13 protein-coding genes and 1 pseudogene are annotated in these 18,867 nt (G+C 62.0%); 8 read left to right on the top strand and 6 right to left on the bottom strand.

What is annotated here, in order from left to right; translation table 11 throughout:
* The first annotated feature begins 95 nt into the window (after positions 1–95).
* Positions 96–1,538 (top strand): phosphomethylpyrimidine synthase ThiC, encoded by a 1,443-nt coding sequence (gene thiC / locus BM348_RS10555; protein WP_092904703.1) that lies wholly within the window; start codon positions 96–98, stop codon positions 1,536–1,538.
* Positions 1,539–1,757: 219 nt separating this feature from the next.
* On the opposite strand, the gene BM348_RS10550 is transcribed toward thiC, so the two are convergent.
* Both BM348_RS10550 and BM348_RS10545 read right to left on the bottom strand, forming a co-directional pair.
* Positions 1,758–2,264 carry a hypothetical protein gene (locus BM348_RS10550; protein ID WP_092904701.1) on the bottom strand — a complete coding sequence of 169 codons (507 nt, stop codon included), beginning with the start codon at positions 2,262–2,264 and terminating at the stop codon, positions 1,758–1,760.
* Between the two features lie 38 nt (positions 2,265–2,302).
* Positions 2,303–3,133 carry a hypothetical protein gene (locus BM348_RS10545; RefSeq protein WP_245779434.1) on the bottom strand — a complete coding sequence of 277 codons (831 nt, stop codon included), beginning with the start codon at positions 3,131–3,133 and terminating at the stop codon, positions 2,303–2,305.
* Positions 3,134–3,834: 701 nt separating this feature from the next.
* Here BM348_RS10545 and BM348_RS10540 point away from each other — a divergent pair.
* On the top strand, positions 3,835–4,740 hold the full coding sequence (locus BM348_RS10540; protein WP_092904699.1) for a PhzF family phenazine biosynthesis protein: 906 nt from the start codon (positions 3,835–3,837) through the stop codon (positions 4,738–4,740).
* An 83-nt stretch (positions 4,741–4,823) separates the two neighbouring features.
* Here the strand turns inward: BM348_RS10540 and BM348_RS10535 are convergent, their stop codons facing one another.
* On the bottom strand, positions 4,824–5,651 hold the full coding sequence (locus BM348_RS10535; protein ID WP_092904697.1) for a hypothetical protein: 828 nt from the start codon (positions 5,649–5,651) through the stop codon (positions 4,824–4,826).
* A gap of 197 nt (positions 5,652–5,848) precedes the next feature.
* On the opposite strand from BM348_RS10535, the gene ppsA reads away from it, so the two are divergent.
* The 4 genes from ppsA (at position 5,849) to metG (ending at position 12,087) form a co-directional block, all read left to right on the top strand.
* Positions 5,849–8,206 carry a phosphoenolpyruvate synthase gene (gene ppsA, locus BM348_RS10530; protein ID WP_092904695.1) on the top strand — a complete coding sequence of 786 codons (2,358 nt, stop codon included), beginning with the start codon at positions 5,849–5,851 and terminating at the stop codon, positions 8,204–8,206.
* A 141-nt stretch (positions 8,207–8,347) separates the two neighbouring features.
* Entirely contained in the window at positions 8,348–9,469 is a 1,122-nt protein-coding gene (mfnA, locus tag BM348_RS10525) for a tyrosine decarboxylase MfnA (RefSeq protein ID WP_092904692.1), read from the top strand.
* A 93-nt stretch (positions 9,470–9,562) separates the two neighbouring features.
* On the top strand, positions 9,563–9,889 hold the full coding sequence (locus tag BM348_RS10520) for a hypothetical protein (protein ID WP_092904690.1): 327 nt from the start codon (positions 9,563–9,565) through the stop codon (positions 9,887–9,889).
* Positions 9,890–9,978: 89 nt separating this feature from the next.
* Positions 9,979–12,087, top strand: a complete 2,109-nt coding sequence (metG, locus tag BM348_RS10515) for a methionine--tRNA ligase (RefSeq protein ID WP_092904688.1) — start codon at positions 9,979–9,981, stop codon at positions 12,085–12,087.
* A 66-nt stretch (positions 12,088–12,153) separates the two neighbouring features.
* On the opposite strand, the gene BM348_RS10510 is transcribed toward metG, so the two are convergent.
* Complete coding sequence (locus tag BM348_RS10510; protein WP_245779433.1) at positions 12,154–14,424, bottom strand: serine hydrolase domain-containing protein; 2,271 nt, start codon at positions 14,422–14,424, stop codon at positions 12,154–12,156.
* Between the two features lie 130 nt (positions 14,425–14,554).
* Here BM348_RS10510 and BM348_RS10505 point away from each other — a divergent pair, with 130 nt between their 5' ends.
* On the top strand, positions 14,555–15,487 hold the full coding sequence (locus tag BM348_RS10505; RefSeq protein WP_092904684.1) for a winged helix-turn-helix domain-containing protein: 933 nt from the start codon (positions 14,555–14,557) through the stop codon (positions 15,485–15,487).
* A gap of 91 nt (positions 15,488–15,578) precedes the next feature.
* Here BM348_RS10505 and BM348_RS10500 read toward each other — a convergent pair whose 3' ends face one another.
* Both BM348_RS10500 and BM348_RS22420 read right to left on the bottom strand, forming a co-directional pair.
* Complete coding sequence (locus BM348_RS10500) at positions 15,579–15,866, bottom strand: GYD domain-containing protein (protein ID WP_092904682.1); 288 nt, start codon at positions 15,864–15,866, stop codon at positions 15,579–15,581.
* An 8-nt stretch (positions 15,867–15,874) separates the two neighbouring features.
* A pseudogene (locus BM348_RS22420) lies at positions 15,875–16,153 on the bottom strand (transposase); the annotation flags it as partial.
* A gap of 934 nt (positions 16,154–17,087) precedes the next feature.
* On the opposite strand from BM348_RS22420, the gene pyk reads away from it, so the two are divergent.
* Positions 17,088–18,848, top strand: coding sequence for a pyruvate kinase (gene pyk / locus BM348_RS10490; RefSeq protein WP_092904680.1), 1,761 nt, complete (start codon positions 17,088–17,090; stop codon positions 18,846–18,848).
* Positions 18,849–18,867 lie beyond the last annotated feature (19 nt).

The following is an 18,867-nucleotide window of genomic DNA, read 5'->3' as shown; positions in this document are numbered from 1 at the left end:
CAAACAGGTATTAGTCGACTGATTTGCGTCTCTCTCTCTCTCTCTCGAGCATCACCACAGCAATTTTATAACCTAGTAATATAATCTAGTTATCGATGCCGACGACCCAGCTTCAGAGAGCCCGCGATGGAACGATAACGCCCGAAATGAGACGCATCGCCGAGCGAGAGAACCGCGACCCGGAGTTCGTTCGCGAGCAGGTCGCCGAGGGACAGGCGGTGATCCCGGCGAACACGAACCACGAAACGCTCGATCCGATGATCATCGGACGCGAGTTCTCGACGAAGGTCAACGCGAACATCGGCAACAGCGAGACGACGAGCGATCTCGAGGAGGAACTCGAGAAGCTTCACACGGCGGTCCACCACGGCGCGGATACGGTGATGGATCTCGGCACCGGTTCCGACCTCGATCGCATCCGCGAGGCGAACGTCGAACACTCGCCGGTACCGATCGGGACGGTGCCGCTGTACGAGGCGGTCAAACGCGCCGGTAGTCCCGAGGAGCTGACGACGGACCTGCTACTCGAGGTGATCGAAAAGCAGGCTGCACAGGGCGTCGACTACATGACGATTCACGCCGGTATCCTCGCCGAGCACCTGCCGCTGACGGAGGGACGAAAAACGGGTATCGTCTCCCGCGGCGGGTCGATCATGGCGAAGTGGATGGAAACCCACGGCGAGCAGAACCCGCTCTTTCAGGTCTATGACGAGATTTGCGAGGTCTTCCTCGAGCACAACGTGACCTTCAGTCTCGGCGACAGCCTTCGGCCGGGAAGCATCGCGGACGCATGCGACGAGGCCCAGTACGCCGAACTCGATACGCTTGGTGAGTTGACCCGACGCGCCTGGGACCGCGGCGTGCAGGTGATGGTCGAAGGACCGGGACACGTCCCGATGGACAAGATCGCGGAGAACGTCGAGCGCCAGCAGGAGGTCTGCGACGGCGCGCCGTTTTACGTCCTCGGACCGCTGGTGACCGACATCGCGCCGGGCTACGACCACATCACGAGCGCGATCGGGGCGGCGATGGCCGCCAAGGAGGGCGCGGCGATGCTCTGTTATGTCACCCCGAAAGAACACCTCGGATTACCCGACGAAGCCGACGTCCGCGACGGACTCGCGGCCTACCGGATCGCCGCCCACGCCGGCGACGTCGGAAACGACCGACCGGGCGCTCGAGACTGGGACGACGCCCTCTCGGAAGCGCGATACGCCTTCGACTGGCGCGAGCAGTTCTCGCTCGCGCTTGATCCCGAACGAGCCCAATCGGCCCACGACCAGACTTTGCCCGAAGACAACTACAAGGAGGCCCGCTTCTGCTCGATGTGCGGGGTCGACTTCTGTTCGATGCGGATCGACCAGGATGCCAGGGAGGACGGCGACATGAAAGATCTCGAGCGAAACACGGATCTCGAGGCATCGGCGGCAGCAGACGTGAACTTGCCGCCGACCGGGACGCACCGATTCGACTCGGACGTATTATCGGAGGTCGAAGTCGGCGAGGAGTCGTCGGTTGAACACGCCGAAAACGACTGACTGCGCCGTCAGTTCGTTCTCTATCGTCCGGCGTTCGAAGATCGCGGGACCTCCCTCGAACCGTGAACTAACGCAGGTATCGACGATAGTCGCCACTGAAAGTCATTGTACGTCCGATCGCAAGATTGCTTCGCGATCGGTGTGTAAATCGTCTCAGTGGCTACTATAGCACCAACAAACGCCAGAAAAGTAGCGAACGGATAAGTTCCTCGGCAGGGTTCACGTACCAACCCGGTTCGATACTTTACGGGTAGCGACATCCACGCCAGTAGTAAACGAAACGATGAGGACGGCGGCCGGAAACATTACGTAGGGATATCCAACTAAGATATCCGACTCGCCACCTGTTCCCAGTAGTCCCCAAAACGTGAGGGCAGTCACAGCGAACAACCCGACTAACGCGCCCACATTTCCACGGGTTGCAAAAATGTACACCGGGACTCCGGCCTGAAGCGCCACCAGCGGAACGACGATCACGAAGACCCAGAGGAGATACTGGAATCCGAAGACACCGGATGCGAACGTATCATGTACGTATCGCGGGCTAAGATAAACCACAGAACAGATCACGACGTACCAGACACTGCCGGCTGCAGCGCCGCCTTCCGGAGTGTCGGCTCGTTTCTGAAGGAAATACAGTCCTAAGAGGGCAACGGATGCGAGCACGATCGAGACGGCCGCATTGACCGGCCTGCTTCCAAAGACCGGGTCAATACTTCCCTGCATACTATTTCAGTACTGTTGGCGTGCAGATAATTACTACGTTATACCGGACAGAAAGGAGGACATCCAATACTGCCACCATCGTCTTTGATATCGCCCTCGATATAATCGTAATTGCCGGAGGCGGAGTCGATATTTGCGTTTCCTGCGTATTTTGTTTTCACGTCTGTCCACTCGTCCGACACCTCCTCGCGTGTCTCCGACGCTCTCCAGTTGACACCACAGCCGATACCGACCCATTCGCAGCCCTGGTTGTGATCCGGCGGGTCTCTGTGGCCTGCACCGATAACCTCTAGATTGGCAACGCCGGAGAGATCATAGGCTCGAACGTGATACTGGGTCGGTACCGAACTAGGAGGAATATTCCTTTTTATGTGTTCGTCCTGTGCCTTGACCGTGTCTTCATCCTCGAAGACGTATTTGTCACTGGATGGCCATGGCGCTCCCCACCCTTCATCCTGCATATCATCCTGTATGTCCGACGCATCTTTTCCATTATCCCATGCAAGATTAATCGGTGCTGTTCGTTCGGCAAGGTCGTCCCGATCAGACGGGTTGTTTCCATTGTACGTATACTTCGAACAATCTGCAGCAAGTAGCGGATTCGATTCTGCCTGCGAGGAGAGAGAGTCGTCGGCTAAAAGTGCGTCCCGCATCCGCATCTCCTGGGCATAGTGTTGCTCGACAGTCCCCAGAATTGCTGTATCTTCATATTCAACCACGTCCGGATCGTCCGTTTCTGAAAGCTGAGATTTGGCTGCTTGTTCAGTATCTTTGAACATCTCTCCGTCAATCCTCATCTCGTCCCTCCCGAAGTCAACTGTATTGCCTGGCCTGACTTCGGGATTATAACTACCGGATTCGGTACTCATCGTAGTTGATTTACTTTCCGAATCCACTGATATCGGATCAGTTTCTTCAATCTCGAATTTGACTTCTCGAATGTATCCATCCGCTTGGGGAATCCGACGAATGGTACGCACCCCTCTGGCCCGAACAGGGAGACTCACAGCCTTTGTTCCCTGGACTGGTGTTGCTCCGAGAGACAGTAGGCCTCCCATCGCAACAGTTCCGAACAGTTTCAGTGCGTTACGGCGACTTCTATTTCCTATCGGCATAGGAACCAGTCACATAACCCAATTATTAAATTTTGATATTACTACAAAATATATATTGTAACTAGGATTGGTATCTATATAGTTTAAATTTTTAAAATATGGTTTAGTTTATATGTGGTCGCATAATGAGAGTGTCACGAGGCAGTTTATCGATCAAGAACGGTATTAGATATAGACTCCCCTGAGGGAAACCAGTGCGCCAGGACAGTCACAAATTCGTGACCGGTTGGAATTGGTCCAATGGATACTATATTGGTCACAGTCACGAAAAACTCGCAGTAAACCCATCTAACGAAACATGATTGGTCCGCTATCGATGACTACTCGACGAGGAACCGTACTCGCAATGGTATCGACGGCCTGTAGGTGAGTAGATAGCGTCGACCTGCGTGGTCGAGTGCCGGTATCGTGGCGACGGCGGTGGATTGATACGCCGCCTGCCCTACCGACTTCGTATGGAGACGATTCGGATCGTCCAGGTCGACGCCTTCACCGACGAACCGCTTTCCGGCAATCCCGCCGGCGTCGTGCCGGACGCAGACGGCCTCTCGGCCGCGCAGATGCAGTCTATCGCCGCCGAGATGGCCGTCAGCGAGACGGCCTTCCTGCACTCGAGCAACGATCCGGACGCCGACCGCCGCGTGCGGTATTTCACCCCAACGCAGGAGGTAGATCTCTGCGGGCACGCGACGATCGGCTCCTTCGCACACCTCCACGACGACGGACTTGAGCCCGGAACGACCGCCCTCGAGACGAACGTCGGCGTCCTCGAGATCGAGGTCGGGGAGGACGGCACAGTCTGGATGACGCAGGACGAGCCCCAAATTCGCGAGGCCGATGTCGGTTACGACCGCGTTGCCGACGCGCTGGGGGTAAGCCAGGCCGCGCTCGAGGGGGCCAGCGACGATATTCCGCTCGCGGTTTCCTCGACCGGCCTGCCGTTCTTGATCGTGCCGATCACCTACCTCTCGGACCTCGGCGACGCCGACCCGGACATGAACGCCGTCGAGGAACTCGCCGATTCGGTCGACGCAGCGGGCGTCTACTGCTTTACCTTCGACGCGCTCGACCGCGACTCGACGCTGCACGGCCGGATGTTCGCGCCCGGCGCGGGCGTCCCCGAGGACCCCGTTACGGGCACCGCGAGCGGCGCCGTCGCGGCCTACCTCGATCGGTTCAGCGCGTTCGACGACGACCTCCCCGAGGAACTGCACCTCGAGCAGGGCCACTACGTCGACCGGCCGGGGCTGGTCCGGGTCCGCCTCGAGGACGGCGTGCGTGTCGGCGGACGAGGCGTTACCGCGCTGGACGGAACGATCACCGTTCCCGACATCGAGGAAGACGACATCCTCGAGGCCTGAGTATTACGGCGGCGAGAAATGATCGGTGAGTTTCGGAGCGGAGACGACGGCGGGCGGTGGCGTCGTCGGTGATAGAACCGCGATCAGTTTCGGGGCTCGTCCGACTCCGACGGCGCGTCCTGGTCGTCCGCGTCGGTCGCATCCGGTCGATCCGTCTCGGTGGATGACGACGGCGCTTCGTTCTCGGTCTCGGTCGTCGTCTGTGGATCCTGTGGGTGTGATTCGCTCGGAGCCCGTTCGCCGGGCCGTTCCGAGTTCGAACCGTCAGGTGACGAAAACTCGAACCCGGATTCGGCCGGCTTACCGGATTCGGATGCGGAGCGCTCGGCCGGGTTGGACTGTGACTGACCGGTCGTTTCGGACCGATCCGTCGCCGACTGCTGACCGGTCGCCGCTGAACTGGCAGTCGCTCCCGGTTGCTGGGCAGTCGTCGCTGAACGGGCGGTCGACTCCGATCGTTGGACGGGCGTCGACTCGAGGGCGTCCTCCTCGTCGAAGGCGGCCGCGTGCTCGGTCCGTTTCAGTTCCTGGACGCTTCGGCGGGTCTCTGCGACGTCCTCTTCCATCTCAGCCAGTCGCTCGTCGAGCGCCTCGACGACCTCGCTCTTGAGTCGCCCGTGGTCGAAGCGCTTCGCGGCGGCTCGCCCGGACGCTCGAGGGAGCGACCAGAACAGCGCGTAGGTCTTGCCTATCTGCCAGACGATGAAGCCGACCGCTGCGAGCGCGAGCGTGAGTATCGGATTCGCGTTCTCGACCGCGGTCTGGACGTTCCTATCGACGACCAGCGTTTCGATCGATCCCCAGAACCCGAGGACGAAGCCGAGGAGGGCCAATCCAGTTCCGAGAACCATTGCGCCCGCCGTGAGCGCCCGATTGAATAGCGTCCACTTCGCAGCGTTGGAGAGTTCCATGGTCTGACCAGTAACTCGAGTTCTATAATCGCTGTGGGATACTGTTCAACGGTCGAACCAATACCGTCAGGGACAGATCGACCATTGTTGAAGCGGCGAAATCAGCGGGCCGCGGAGATACTCATTCGGTCCCGAGTAGTCTCTGTGAAGTATGTTCGCAACCTTCTTTATCGGACCTGCTGTCCACGCAAATAGAGATGGCTGTACTCTGGCTGGACGAGATCAGCGCCGACGACCTCGAGACGGTCGGCGGCAAAGGTGCTTCTCTCGGTGAACTCACGGGGGCGGGCTTGCCGGTCCCACCGGGATTCGTCGTCACGGCAGGTACCTACAGATCGTTTATCGAAAACGCCGATATCGACAACGAGCTCTTCGACGTCGTCGATGTCGACACCGACGACTCGAGCGCGCTCGCGGACGCGGCCGACCGCGCCCAAGAGCTCATTCTCGAGACGCCGTTCCCCGAGGCCCTCCGCGAGGAGATCCTCGAGGCCTACCGCGGGGTCGGCGACGGCGAGGCCTTCGTTGCCGTCCGCTCCTCGGCGACGGCCGAGGACCTGCCGGACGCCTCCTTCGCCGGCCAACAGGACACTTACCTGAACGTCACCGAAGACGAGTTGCTCGATCGCGTGCGGGAGTGTTGGGCCTCACTGTTCACCCAGCGGGCGATCTACTACCGCCAGGAGCAGGGCTTCGACCACTCCGCGGTCAACATCGCGGTCGTCGTCCAGCAGATGGTCGACGCCGAGAAATCGGGCGTCATGTTCACCAGCCACCCCTCGACAGGCGATCCGACGATGATCATCGAGGCCGCCTGGGGACTCGGCGAAGCCGTCGTCTCCGGCGCGGTCTCACCCGATAATTACGTCGTCTCGCGAACCGAGGACGACGTCGACGTCACCGTCGCAGAGAAGAAGGTCATGCACGTCAAAGACGAGGAGACCGGAGAAACCGTCGAACGCGAGGTTCCCGAAGACAAACGCACCGAGCGGGTGCTCTCGGACGACGAACTCTCTCGGCTCGTCGACCTCGGCGAGCACGTCGAGGATCACTACGACACGCCCCAGGACGTCGAGTGGGCGATGACCGACGACGAGGACTTCATGCTTCAGTCCCGTCCGATCACCACGATCGAGGAACCTGAAAACGCCAAAGTCGAGGCGGCCGATTCCGGAGCCGTCAACGCAGCCCAAGGCGTCACCGACGGAAGCGGGAGCGTCCAGACCGCCGAGAGCGGCTCCGAGAGGGGAAGTGACGCAGGCGAGGCGTCGGAGGCCACCGGCGAAATCATCGTCGACGGGCTGGGCTCGAGTCCGGGCACCGTCAGCGGGGCCGCACAGGTCGTCACGAAACTCGACGACCTCGCGAAGGTCGGCGAGGGCGACATAATCGTCACCGAGATGACCATGCCCGACATGGTCCCGGCGATGAAACGCGCCGCGGGTATCGTCACCGACGAGGGCGGCATGACCAGCCACGCCGCCATCGTCTCACGCGAACTCGGCGTCCCCGCCATCGTCGGCACCACCAACGCCACGACCGTGCTCGAAGACGGCCAACTCGTCACCCTCGACGGTGACAAGGGCGCGGTCCTCGAGGGCGAGACGGTCGACCCCGAAGAGGAGACCGAACCGGTCGAAGAGGTTCGCCCGCAGTCGCCGGTCAAACCGATGACGGCGACGGAAGTCAAGGTCAACGTCTCCATCCCCGAAGCCGCCGAACGCGCGGCCGCGACGGGCGCCGACGGCGTCGGCCTGCTGCGCACCGAGCACATGATCCTCTCGCTGAATCAGACCCCCGAGAAATTCATCGAGGAAAACGGTACCGACGCCTACATTAAGGAATTGATTCAGGGGATCCGAACCGTCGCCGACGAGTTCTACCCGCGGCCCGTCCGCGTGCGCACGCTCGACGCGCCCAGCGACGAGTTCCGCCAACTCGAGGGCGGCGACGACGAGCCGGTCGAGCACAACCCGATGCTGGGCTACCGGGGCATCCGTCGCTCGCTCGATCGAACCGACGTCTTCGGCCACGAACTCGAGGCGTTCGCCCGGCTCTACGAGATGGGCTACGACAACGTCGAGATCATGCTCCCGCTGGTCAACGACGCCGAAGACGTCTACCGCGCGAAAGAGCAGCTGAAAGCCGCCGGCATCGACCCCGAAAAGCGCAAGTGGGGCGCGATGATCGAGACGCCCGCCGCAGCACTGAGCGTCGAGGAACTGGCCGAAGCGGGTATCGACTTCGCTTCGTTCGGCACGAACGACCTCACTCAGTACACGCTGGCGGTCGACCGCAACAACGAGCACGTCGCGGATCGCTTCGACGAACTCCATCCCGCGATCTTGCGCCTGCTTGAGGACGTTATCGAGACCTGCCGCGAACACGATATCGAAACGAGCATCTGCGGCCAGGCCGGCTCGAAGCCGGATATGGTCCAGTTCCTCGTCAACCAGGGAATCAGCTCGATCTCCGCGAACATCGACGCCGTCCGCGACGTCCAACACGAGGTCAAACGCGTCGAACAGAAGCTCCTGCTGGATTCGGTCCGCTGACTCGAGCGAATTGGCCGCGACCTGGTCGCGGCCGCTGGTACTCCGCTCGTGATCGACTCGAAACCGCTCGCACGGTGGCCGACCACACGTTTCTGCGTGGAAACGCAACGAATAAATCGCTGAGAAACAGTTACAGTGTATATGCAGGTCGAGCCGCAGACGTTTGACCGGGTGCTGTCCTCGATGTGCACCGAACCGCACCCGGACGCGCGTACGGCGGCCGAACGCTTTCTCGCGACGAACCCCGGCGACCCGGGAACGTACCCGGCCATCACCGAACTCGAGGAGGAAGCGGTGTCGACGCTCGGCGAGATAGCGGGTCTCGACTCGCCCGCGGGCTACGTCGCGAGCGGCGGGACCGAAGCGAACATTCAGGCAGTTCGAATCGCCCGCGATCGGTTCGAGAGCCGAGACGCGGGTCGTCTATCGAACCGATCGGAAACGGAGATGCCGAACGTCGTGATGCCCGAATCCGGACACTTCAGTTTTCAAAAGGCCGCGAACGTCCTCGGCGTCAAGTTGCGGATCGTCCCCACCGACGAGGACCACCGGGCCGACCTCGAGGCAGTTCGCCACAGCGTCGACGAGCGGACGGCGCTCGTCGTCGGCGTCGCGGGAACGACCGAGTACGGTCGCGTCGACCCGATTCCGGAACTGGGCGAGATCGCCCGGTCGGTCGACGCGCTCTTTCACGTCGACGCGGCCTGGGGCGGATTCGTCCTCCCGTTTACCGACTACGAGTGGAACTTCTCGCACGCGCCGATCGATACGATGGCGATCGATCCCCACAAGATGGGACAGGCCGCGGTCCCCGCCGGCGGATTGCTCGCACGCGACGAGACGCTGCTCGACGAACTCGCGATCGACACGCCGTACCTCGAGTCGACGTCGCAAGCGACGCTGACTGGGACCAGATCGGGCGCCGGCGTCGCGAGCGCGGTCGCCGCGATGGAGGCGCTGTGGCCCGGCGGCTACCGGCGCCAGTACGCCCGGTCCCAGCGCAACGCCGACTGGCTCGCCGACGCGCTCGTCGCGCGCGGCTTCGAGGTCGTCGAACCGACGCTGCCGCTGGTCGCCGCCGACGTGCCGGTCTCGACGTTCGACTCGCTTCGACGCGAGGGGTGGCGAATCTCTCGGACGGCGACCGACGAGATGCGGATCGTCTGTATGCCCCACGTCACGCGGTCGATGCTCGAGGCGTTCATCGCGGATCTGGATCGGCTCCAGTGTCGCGCGAGCGTGCCGGTCATAAGCGACGACTGAGCGGAGCTGATCGGCAGTGACGAATGCGCCACCGTACTAACGGATCGATACACGTTTTTCGATCCGCTCGAGAAAGGTATCCAACAGAGAGCGATGGACCACTTCGACTGGATCGCGGTCGGCGGATTCGCGCTGTTGACAGCGAGTTCGCTCGCGATCGATGCGATCATCGTCGCGGCCGCCTTCGGCGGCTTTTTGCTCTCGCTCGCCTCGAGACGGCTCTACGACGGCCGACCGTGGGAGGCGCTCGGCTGGCTGTTTCTGGTCGGCTCTGCGCTCACGCTCGTCGTAGAGCCGGGGGGCGTCGCCTTCGTCGCCGGCTTCTTCGGGCCGATGGCCGTCGGCGTCGGGTTACTCTTCGCCGGTCGCCTCGAGTGGCTCCCGAACGTCTGGACCGTCGACGACCGGATGCCGGAGTAGCCCGCTGTGGCGAGCGAAACCGGAAACGATTGCCACACCCGCGAGCGGAAACCGGCGGGTTTTACGCCCTCGGCCGACTCAGCACACGTATGAGCCACGACGAGTTTCCGACGGAGCAGCCGGCGGTGGTGACCTGCGGGTTGCCCTACGCGAACGGCGACCTGCACGTCGGCCACCTGCGAACGTACGTGGGCGGCGATTCGTTCGCCCGCGCCCTCGAGACGCTCGGCCAGGAGACGGCCTACGTCTCGGGATCGGACATGCACGGGACGCCGGTCGCCGTCAACGCCGAGCAACAGGGCGTCGACCCCGAGGACTTCGCCCTCGAGTGGCACGAACAGTACGCCGAGACCTTTCCGAAGTTCAACGTCGAGTTCGACAACTACGGCCACACCCACGACGAGACGAACACGGAACTGACCCAGGAGATCGTCCGCACGCTCGAGGAGGAGGGCTACGTCTACGAGAAGGAGATTCGGGTGGCCTACGACCCCGTCGCCGACGATCACCTCCCCGACCGCTACGTCGAGGGGACCTGTCCGTACTGCGGCGCGAAAGCCCGCGGCGACGAGTGCGACGAGGGCTGTCAGCGCCACCTCGAGCCGGGCGAAGTCGAGGATCCCAAGAGCACGATCACGGGCAATCCGGCCGAGTACCGCGAGCGAACCCACAGGTTCTTCCGCGTTTCGGAGTTCTCCGAGTACCTCACCGAATTCCTCGACGGTCTCGAGGGCACCTCGAACGCCCGGAATCAGCCTCGCCAGTGGATCGAAGAGGGCCTGCAGGACTGGTGTCTCACCCGCGACATGGACTGGGGGATCGACTACCCGGGCAAAGCGGACGAGGACATCGTCCTCTACGTCTGGGTCGACGCGCCGATCGAGTACATCTCGAGCACAAAGCAGTACGCCGAGAGCGCCGAAGGCGAGGGGTACGACTGGGAGCGCGTCTGGAAGGACGACGGCGAGATCGTCCACGTCATCGGGCGGGACATCATCCAGCACCACACAATCTTCTGGCCGGCGATGCTCGAGGGGGCGAACTACAACGCGCCCCGCGGGGTCGCCGCGACCGGCTTCATCACCATCAATGGTAAGGGCCTCTCGACGAGTCGGAACCGCGCGATCTGGGCGAAGGAGTACCTCGAGGAAGGGTTCCACCCGGACCTACTGCGATACTACCTGATGACGACCGGCGGCCTCCAGCAGGACGTCGACTTCTCGTGGGACGCCTTCCAGGAGAAGGTAAACGGCGAACTCGTCGGCACGGTCGGCAACTTCTGGTATCGCAGCCTCCTGTTCGCCTACAGAAACTACGAGGGAACGCCCGAAGCCGAGGTCTCCCCGGACGTCGAGGATCGAATCGAGGGGGCCATCGGCGAGGTTCGCGAAGCGGTCAACGACTACTCGATCCGCGGGATCGGCCAGGCCGCGACGCGGCTGGCCCAGTTCGGCAACGAGTACATCCAGCGCAACGAGCCCTGGAAGCTCACGGACGACGACCCCGAGCGGGCCGCACAGGTCATCCGCGACTGCGTCCAGATCGCGAAAGCCGTCGGGGTCCTCGTCGCGCCGATCACCCCGGACAAGGCCCAGGCGCTCTGGGAACAACTCGGCGAGGACGGAGCCGTCGAAGACGCGAGCATCGAGGACGCGCTCGAGGCACCGCCGCGGCGCTTCGAGGAACCCGGCGAACTCTTCGAGAAGATCGAAGACGAGCGGGTCGCGGAACTGAACGAGAAGCTCGAGGCGCGCGTCGACGCCGCGGGAGACGATTCGGATGACGAGGCCGCAGACGACGCGGTTGGCGACGACGAGTCCGCCGACGAGGCGGACGACGACGCGACCAATGCCGCAGACGATCTCGAGCCCCTGCTCGAGGACCGAATCGGCTTCGGCGAGTTCCAAGATCTGGACATCCGCGTCGGACGGATCGAGGTCGCGGAGGGAATCGAGGGGGCGGACGACCTCGCGCGACTCGAGGTCGACATCGGCTTCGAAACCAGACAGGTCGTCGCGGGGATCAAGCAACTGCACGACTTGGATGAGCTTCCCGGCGAGAAGATCATCTTGCTGGCGAACATGGAGCCGGCCGAGTTGTTCGGCGTCGAGTCTAACGGGATGATCCTCGCGGCGGGCGACGAGGCGGACCTGCTGACGACCCACGGCGACGCCGAGATCGGCGAGAAGATCCAGTAACGGCTCGGTGGGCGATCTTTTACGGACAGTTTTTCGAGACGTCCCGCCCCGAAGCCACCCGCCGCGTTAGACCGGGAGTCGGACGAAGTTCCAGTAGTACAATAGCCAGCAGAAGCCGGCCATCGCACAGACGACGAGCGTGTAGTGGATCCGAGACCGCCGACTCCAGTATCCCTCGCGCCAGGCGGTGATCGCGTAAAACGCCGAAACTGCCGTTCCGGCGATCCCGAGCAGTGGGAGCGCGAACAACGCCTCGAACGCAAGCGGCGGATCGCTCAAAAGCGTGTACGGGTATACGAGCAACAGGCCGACGACGCCGAACACGAACCCGAACAGACACGCGATCGCCCCGCCGGCGGTCCAGCGCCCCCATCGGCGTGGATCCGTCAGCGAACTACTCTGTGTGGTCCGTTCGGACCCCCTCGAGGAGCCAGCCTCCTGTCTCGCCTGTCGCGTTTTCCCACCGGACGCTCCGCTTGCCTCCGTTCGTCCGACGGACTCGGCGACCGAACTCGAGTCGGCGTTCGACGGTCGGGGATCGTCCGAGTCCGTTTCTATCGCGGCATCCGGGTCCGCGTGACTAGTCGCTCCCGATTCACCGTCGCTTCGAAGCCACCGCCACCCTCGAGCGAGCGGCCAGCCAACGGCCCCGGAGACCATCCCGAGCGTCGTCGCGCCAGCAACCCCGGCATGGACGGACATCGACTCGTGCCACGAGCGCCGCTCGAACGCCTGAAAGCCGAGAAAGAGGTATCTGATCTCGCCGCCGTCTTCGCCGAACGCCAGGAAGTCGTCGCCGTCTTCCGCCCGAAAGAGGAGCGGTTCGCGTTCGATCCATCGCGTCTCGCCCCCGAGTTCGGTTACGAGCGCGCCGTCGTCGGCAATGGAAACGTCGATCGATCCGGCCTGTGCGACCGACCAGAGCTTCGCGGGCTCGGACTCCGAAGTCGAGACGCCGCGATAGCTGCCCTCGAGTTCGTCGGCGCGTTCGGGGCGACCGTCGGGACCCGGAACTGCAGCGTCCGCCGACTCCTCGAGCGGGAGGTATTCCTCCAGGAAGGCGTCGATGAAGGTGGTGCTCGCGTTGGCGGCGCTGTCGGTGTTGTACGAGAGAAACAGACCCAGATCGTGTTCGGGTGCGAGCAGGAGTCGGCTGTGGAACGATCCCGGTATCTGGCCGTCGTGCTCGAGGAGCCGGCTTTCGCCGCCAGTGGATGCGTTACCGGCACTTCTGCCGCCGGTGGAATCGTCATCATCAGCGCTTTCGCCGGTGGTGGATTCGCCATCGTCACTGGCGTTTCCGCCGATACCTCGAGATCGCTCGAGAAGTCCGAACGAGAGGCCGTCGAGTCGCTCGTGGTGGGTGAACCACCGCTCGTGCATCTCCGCGACGGTTTCGTCCTCGAGAATCCGATCGCCGTCGACGACGCCACCGTTGAGATGAGCGCGGACGAACTGTGCCATCTCCGTCGTCGTCGCGGACATCGACCCCGCGGGGGCGAGTTCGAAGTTGAGTCCCGGTGATTCCGTCGGCGTTCCGGTGAGAGTTGTGTATCCGGTCGCGACGGTGGTTCCGGATTCGTCGGGGACTGGCTGCTCGAACGTTGCGGTATCCATCTCGAGCGGGTCGAAGACGTTTTCTCGAACGTACCGTTCGAACGGGGTCCCGGTCACGTCGGCGACGACCTGAGCCGCGAGCGCGGCACCGTAGTTCGAGTACGAGACGATCGATCCGGGCGGTCGAACGCGGTCGGGCTGTTCTTCGCTCAGGACCGTCGGAAGCGATCGCACGTCGTCGGGGTCTCGAACCCACGTTCCGGCGTATCGCTGCTCGAAGCCGGCCGTGTGCGTGGCGAGGTGGGCCATCGTGATCGGCTCCCACTCCGTCTCGGGGAGCGGTACTGACTCGAGGTACGTTCTGACGTCTTCGTCCGGGTCGATCTGGCCGGCTTCGATCAGTTGCATCACCGCGGTCCAGACGATCGGTTTCGAGACGGAGCCGACCCGAAACCGCGTTTCGGCGGCGTCGACGGCCGGGCCGTCGATCGACGCGTCTCCGTACCCCTCTGCGAGCACGATTTCGTCGTCGTGAACGACGGCGACGGACGCGCCGACGACGTCGTGTTCCTCGAGGGTCCGTCGCATGGTTTCGTCGACGAAGGACTCGAGATCATCGAGATCCTGTAACTCGAGCGAACGACTCCGGCCCGACGACGGCGAGGTCGAGTCTGGTTCGTCCGGTTGATTCGGTGCGCTCGTATCGGACTCTGCGCGGCCGTTCCGCGGAACGCCGCCCGTGATCGACGCTGCGCCGAGAAGGGCGGATCCTGCGAGCACGCGCCGCCGAGAACGCGGGTTCGACATTGAGTGAGTCGATTCGTTGTGACCCCGGTGGCATATGTATTTGGAGCAATGATTTTCTCCCGAGCGACGTCCGATCCGTGGACGGCTTCGCCGACCGAAAACCATGACCAGCCAGCACCGAAAACGGGACGAACGGCCCGTCGATCCGTTCAAATCTCTGGGAAACGAAACCCGTCTCGAGATTCTACGGGCGCTCTACGAGCACCGCCAAACCGCCTCCGCCACGGGTGAGCAACTTCCGTATTCGACGCTCCGAGAGCGGGTCGGCGTGGAGGATAAGGGAAACTTCAACTACCATCTCAGACAGCTTCGCGAGCAGTTCGTCGAGGAAGCCGCTGAGGGGTATCGCCTGACCTTCGCCGGGTTTGAGATCGCGAAAGTGATCGATATCGACGCTTGGCGGTCTCACGAGAAACGCGGACCGGTTCCAGTCGGCGACGCGAGCGAGGGGAACGCTGCCGGAGACACGGGCGCTCCCCCTGCCGATACTGAGGCATCTGGTGAAACCCCCGACGCGCCCATGAAAGCAGTTTACGAGGACAGTATCGTCAAAATCGAGCGAGGTGAGACCACCCTGTTCGCACACGCCGTTCGACCGGTCGGCGCGGCGGATCGTAACATGTCCGATCTCCTCGACGTCGCCTCGACACTGTGGCGACACACGATTGAACAGATACTCGAGGGGATCTGTCCCTACTGTCATACGACAGTCGAGCGGTCGCTTACGATCGGATCTGAGGGGCCGTGGGAGTACTCGTTCGCGGTGGAGTGCCCCCAATGCGGCCCGATAGGAGGATCACATGCCGGAACTGCGCTCCTCACACATCCCGCGGTCGTTTCGTTCTATTGGGACCACGACATCGACCTGCGGAACCGCCGATTCTGGGAGGTTCCGTTCATCGGCGACGAGGCCGTTACCGTTCTCGACGAGGAGCCACTCGAGTTGCGGATCGACCTCGAACTCGACGGCGATACGCTCGCCGTCATACTCGACGATGACGCACGCGTCGTCGACACGAAGCGTTCGAACTTGTAGACGTGACGGTCGAGTTCGCCGATGTAACGTCTGCGCTCGCCGATGTGAGCGAGAGACGCGGACTACCCGTCCCGAACGAGGGCGTTTTCGCTCAGACCTCGTCGACGAGCTGTGCGAACTCGTCGGTGTCGACGATTTCCATCGTCTCGGCCTCGAGGCCGTGTCTGCGAAGCGTCAGCGCGGACTTGAACGCGCTCTCGCGGTCGGGCGCCTCGAAGATGACCAGAAAGTCGTGGCTCCCGAGCATCGCGTAGGAGTCGACGAGCTCGGCCTCGTGTTCGGCGAACTCGCCGCGTACTTCGCCCCAGATCGAGGCCAATTCCTGAACGTTCTGTACGTCTCGATCGGCGACGTTGACGAACGCGGTGTAGCTGGGCATCGTTGGCGCTACTGGCGGCCGGTAGAAAACGCTTTGGCCGAAACAAACACTGGCACATAGTCAATCTCATCACCGGCATTAGCCTTCAACAGGAAATTGAGTAGTCGCTAGATGTTGTGGAACAGCACCGCGAGCACGAAGTAGAACAGCCGCACACGGTAATCCTTAGAAGAGGTCTCTGGCAGGAAGTCATCCCTGATACTCGTATACTCGTTCTCTATTTGCCAGCGCCAGCTGTAACGCCGGCAGAACGCTTCAGCCTCGCCCGGCCCAACCTCGAAGTTCGTCCACTAAAATTCAACGACCTCGCCGCGTTGGTTCGGTACATCGAGATTCATCCCCACGAGGTTTTGTCTGAGATTGGCACGCGATCTTAGTAAACGAGCTAAAAACTCACTTTCCGCAATAAGTGCTGCTAATTTCAACCATATTGCTATCTGATATAGTAACATATATCTCGTCCTCCATTTTTGAGACCGAACTGCAAGTACTCTTGTAATGATATTCTTGTTCTATCGCCTCATTTGAAGCCGTCACAGAGTATTCTCCTGGGTTAAGAGCGTTCTCCTCAGTGACTGACGTTACAGACCCTTCTTGAGGTGCAGATAGTTCAAAGTTCTGCCTAAATACAGATTCACCTTCAGATCTTACTATAATCTCTACATCTTGCTTAGAGTTTGTTCTATTAATGGTAGTTATGTTGACGACATTATCACTATTTTGGCTAATGTCTAAACAGCCACTAAGAGATCCAGCAACGCTTATCCCGCTTATTTTGAGATATTGGCGTCGTAGCATGATATGCTTAGGGAGACCTTTGTAAGATGGTACGTACTATAATCGTTTGTAGGTGTGTGAACGTAAATACACTTCCCATCAGTACAGATACACCTTACGAAAAGTTCGATCTGTTCGAGGGTAAAAACAGTCTGAATCACCTTCAGATGTATTGATATTTGTTTGAGTCCGTAAGTTTCATCCTGCGATGTCTTCATCAGAGGGCTTAATGTCACTTCTCGCTCCACAAACTCCAAGTCAATCTGTATAGGCACCTATTGAAGCTAGCGTTTTCGGGCATGAACACTCAGAAAACGCGACGCCTCATCCTTCAGCCTTATCTGAAAAACGCAAACAAATCGGGTGGAATGGGTGGGTCGAAAATAGACTCGAGTTCGAGTAAGTCACCACAGCTTTTTTGCGGTGCTCGCGCTACCTCCGGGCATGAGAAACGCAAAGATCGTCTGCACGCTCGGTCCCGCGACGGACGACCGGGCGACGATCGCCACGCTCGCGGACGCGGGGATGTCGGTGGCGCGGCTCAACGCCAGCCACGGAACGCTCGAGGACCGAGCCGAACTGATCGATCGCGTGCGGGCCGTCGACGAGGAGAAAGACCGACCGGTGAGCGTCATGCTCGACATGAAGGGCCCGGAGATCCGAACCGCGCCGTTGCCGGACGGCGAGAGCGTCACGCTCGAGGCCGGCACCGAGATCCGGTTCGTCGAGGGCGACGACGCGACGAGCGAGGAGGTCGGACTGTCGCTTTCGATCGATACCGTCGAAGCGGGCGACCGAATCCTGCTCGACGACGGCCTGATCGAGACGACCGTCCTCGAGCGTGACGACGACGGCATTCGGGCGCGAGTCGAAACGGGCGGCGAACTCGGCGGTCGGAAGGGCGTCAACATCCCCGGCGTCGATCTCGGACTCGACATGGTCACCGGTGGCGACCGCGCCGATCTCGAACTCGCGGCGGAGAAAGACGTCGACTTCGTCGCGGCGAGTTTCGTTCGCGACGCGGATGACGTCTACGAGGTGAACGAAGTGCTTGAGGAGGCGGGTGCCGACATTCCGATCGTCTCCAAGATCGAACGCGTGGGCGCGGTCGAGAACTTGGACGAGATCATCGAGGCGTCCTACGGCGTGATGGTCGCCCGCGGCGACCTCGGCGTCGAGTGCCCGATGGAAGACGTGCCGATGATCCAGAAACGGATCATCCGGACGTGTCGGGAAGCCGGCTGTCCGGTCATCACGGCCACGGAGATGCTCGATTCGATGGTCCACGCGCGCCGACCCACTCGAGCGGAGGCCTCGGACGTCGCGAACGCCGTCCTCGACGGCACCGACGCGGTCATGCTGTCGGCCGAGACCGCCGTCGGCGATTTCCCGGTCGAAGTCGTCGAGACGATGAGCAGCATCATCAGGGAAGTCGAGAACTCCGCGGAGTACGCGGAGGTCCTAGAACAGCGCGTCCCGGCCGCTGGTGAGGCTCGCACCGACGCGCTGGCTCGCTCGGCCAGGTTCCTCGCACGAGACATCGGCGCGGACGCCATCGTCGCGGCGACCGAGTCCGGCTACACCGCGCTCAAGACGGCGAAGTATCGGCCCGGCGTGCCGGTCGTCGCGTCGACGCCGAGTCACGACGTGCGTCGGAAACTCGCGCTCTCGTGGGGCGTCACCCCGCTTTATGCCAGCGTCTCCGACCAGGGTGCCGACGCGGTCGTCGAGCGGGCGGTGCAGGCGGCGCTCGATGCGGGCGTCGCCGACAGCGGCGATACCGTCGTCGTCCTCTGTGGCATGATGACCGAACTCGAGGGGGCGAACACGACCAACATGCTGAAAGTCCACGTGGCCGCCGAGTCGCTTGCGACCGGACGGGTCGTCGTCGACGGGCGCGTTTCCGGCCCGATCGAGCCGATTACAGACGGCGATCTCTCGACGATACCCGACGGGGCCATCCTCGCGATTCATCCGGAGTTCGACGACGAACTCTCCGGCGACCTCGAGAAGATTGGCGGGATCATCGACGCGAGCCCGGGCATGACCGGCTACCCCTCGCTCGTCGCTCGCGAGCTCGACATCCCGATGGTGAGCGGCGCAGATCTGACGGACCTCGAGCGAGGGACCACGGTGACGATCGACGCCGAGCGCGGCGTCGTCTTCCAGGGGACCGTCCGGGGACGGACCGACCGACCGGCCTAACCTCGACCGCGGCTTTTTG

The organism is Halostagnicola kamekurae (assembly GCF_900116205.1).
Classification (GTDB): domain Archaea; phylum Halobacteriota; class Halobacteria; order Halobacteriales; family Natrialbaceae; genus Halostagnicola; species Halostagnicola kamekurae.
This window is presented reverse-complemented; position numbering and strand designations above follow the sequence as displayed.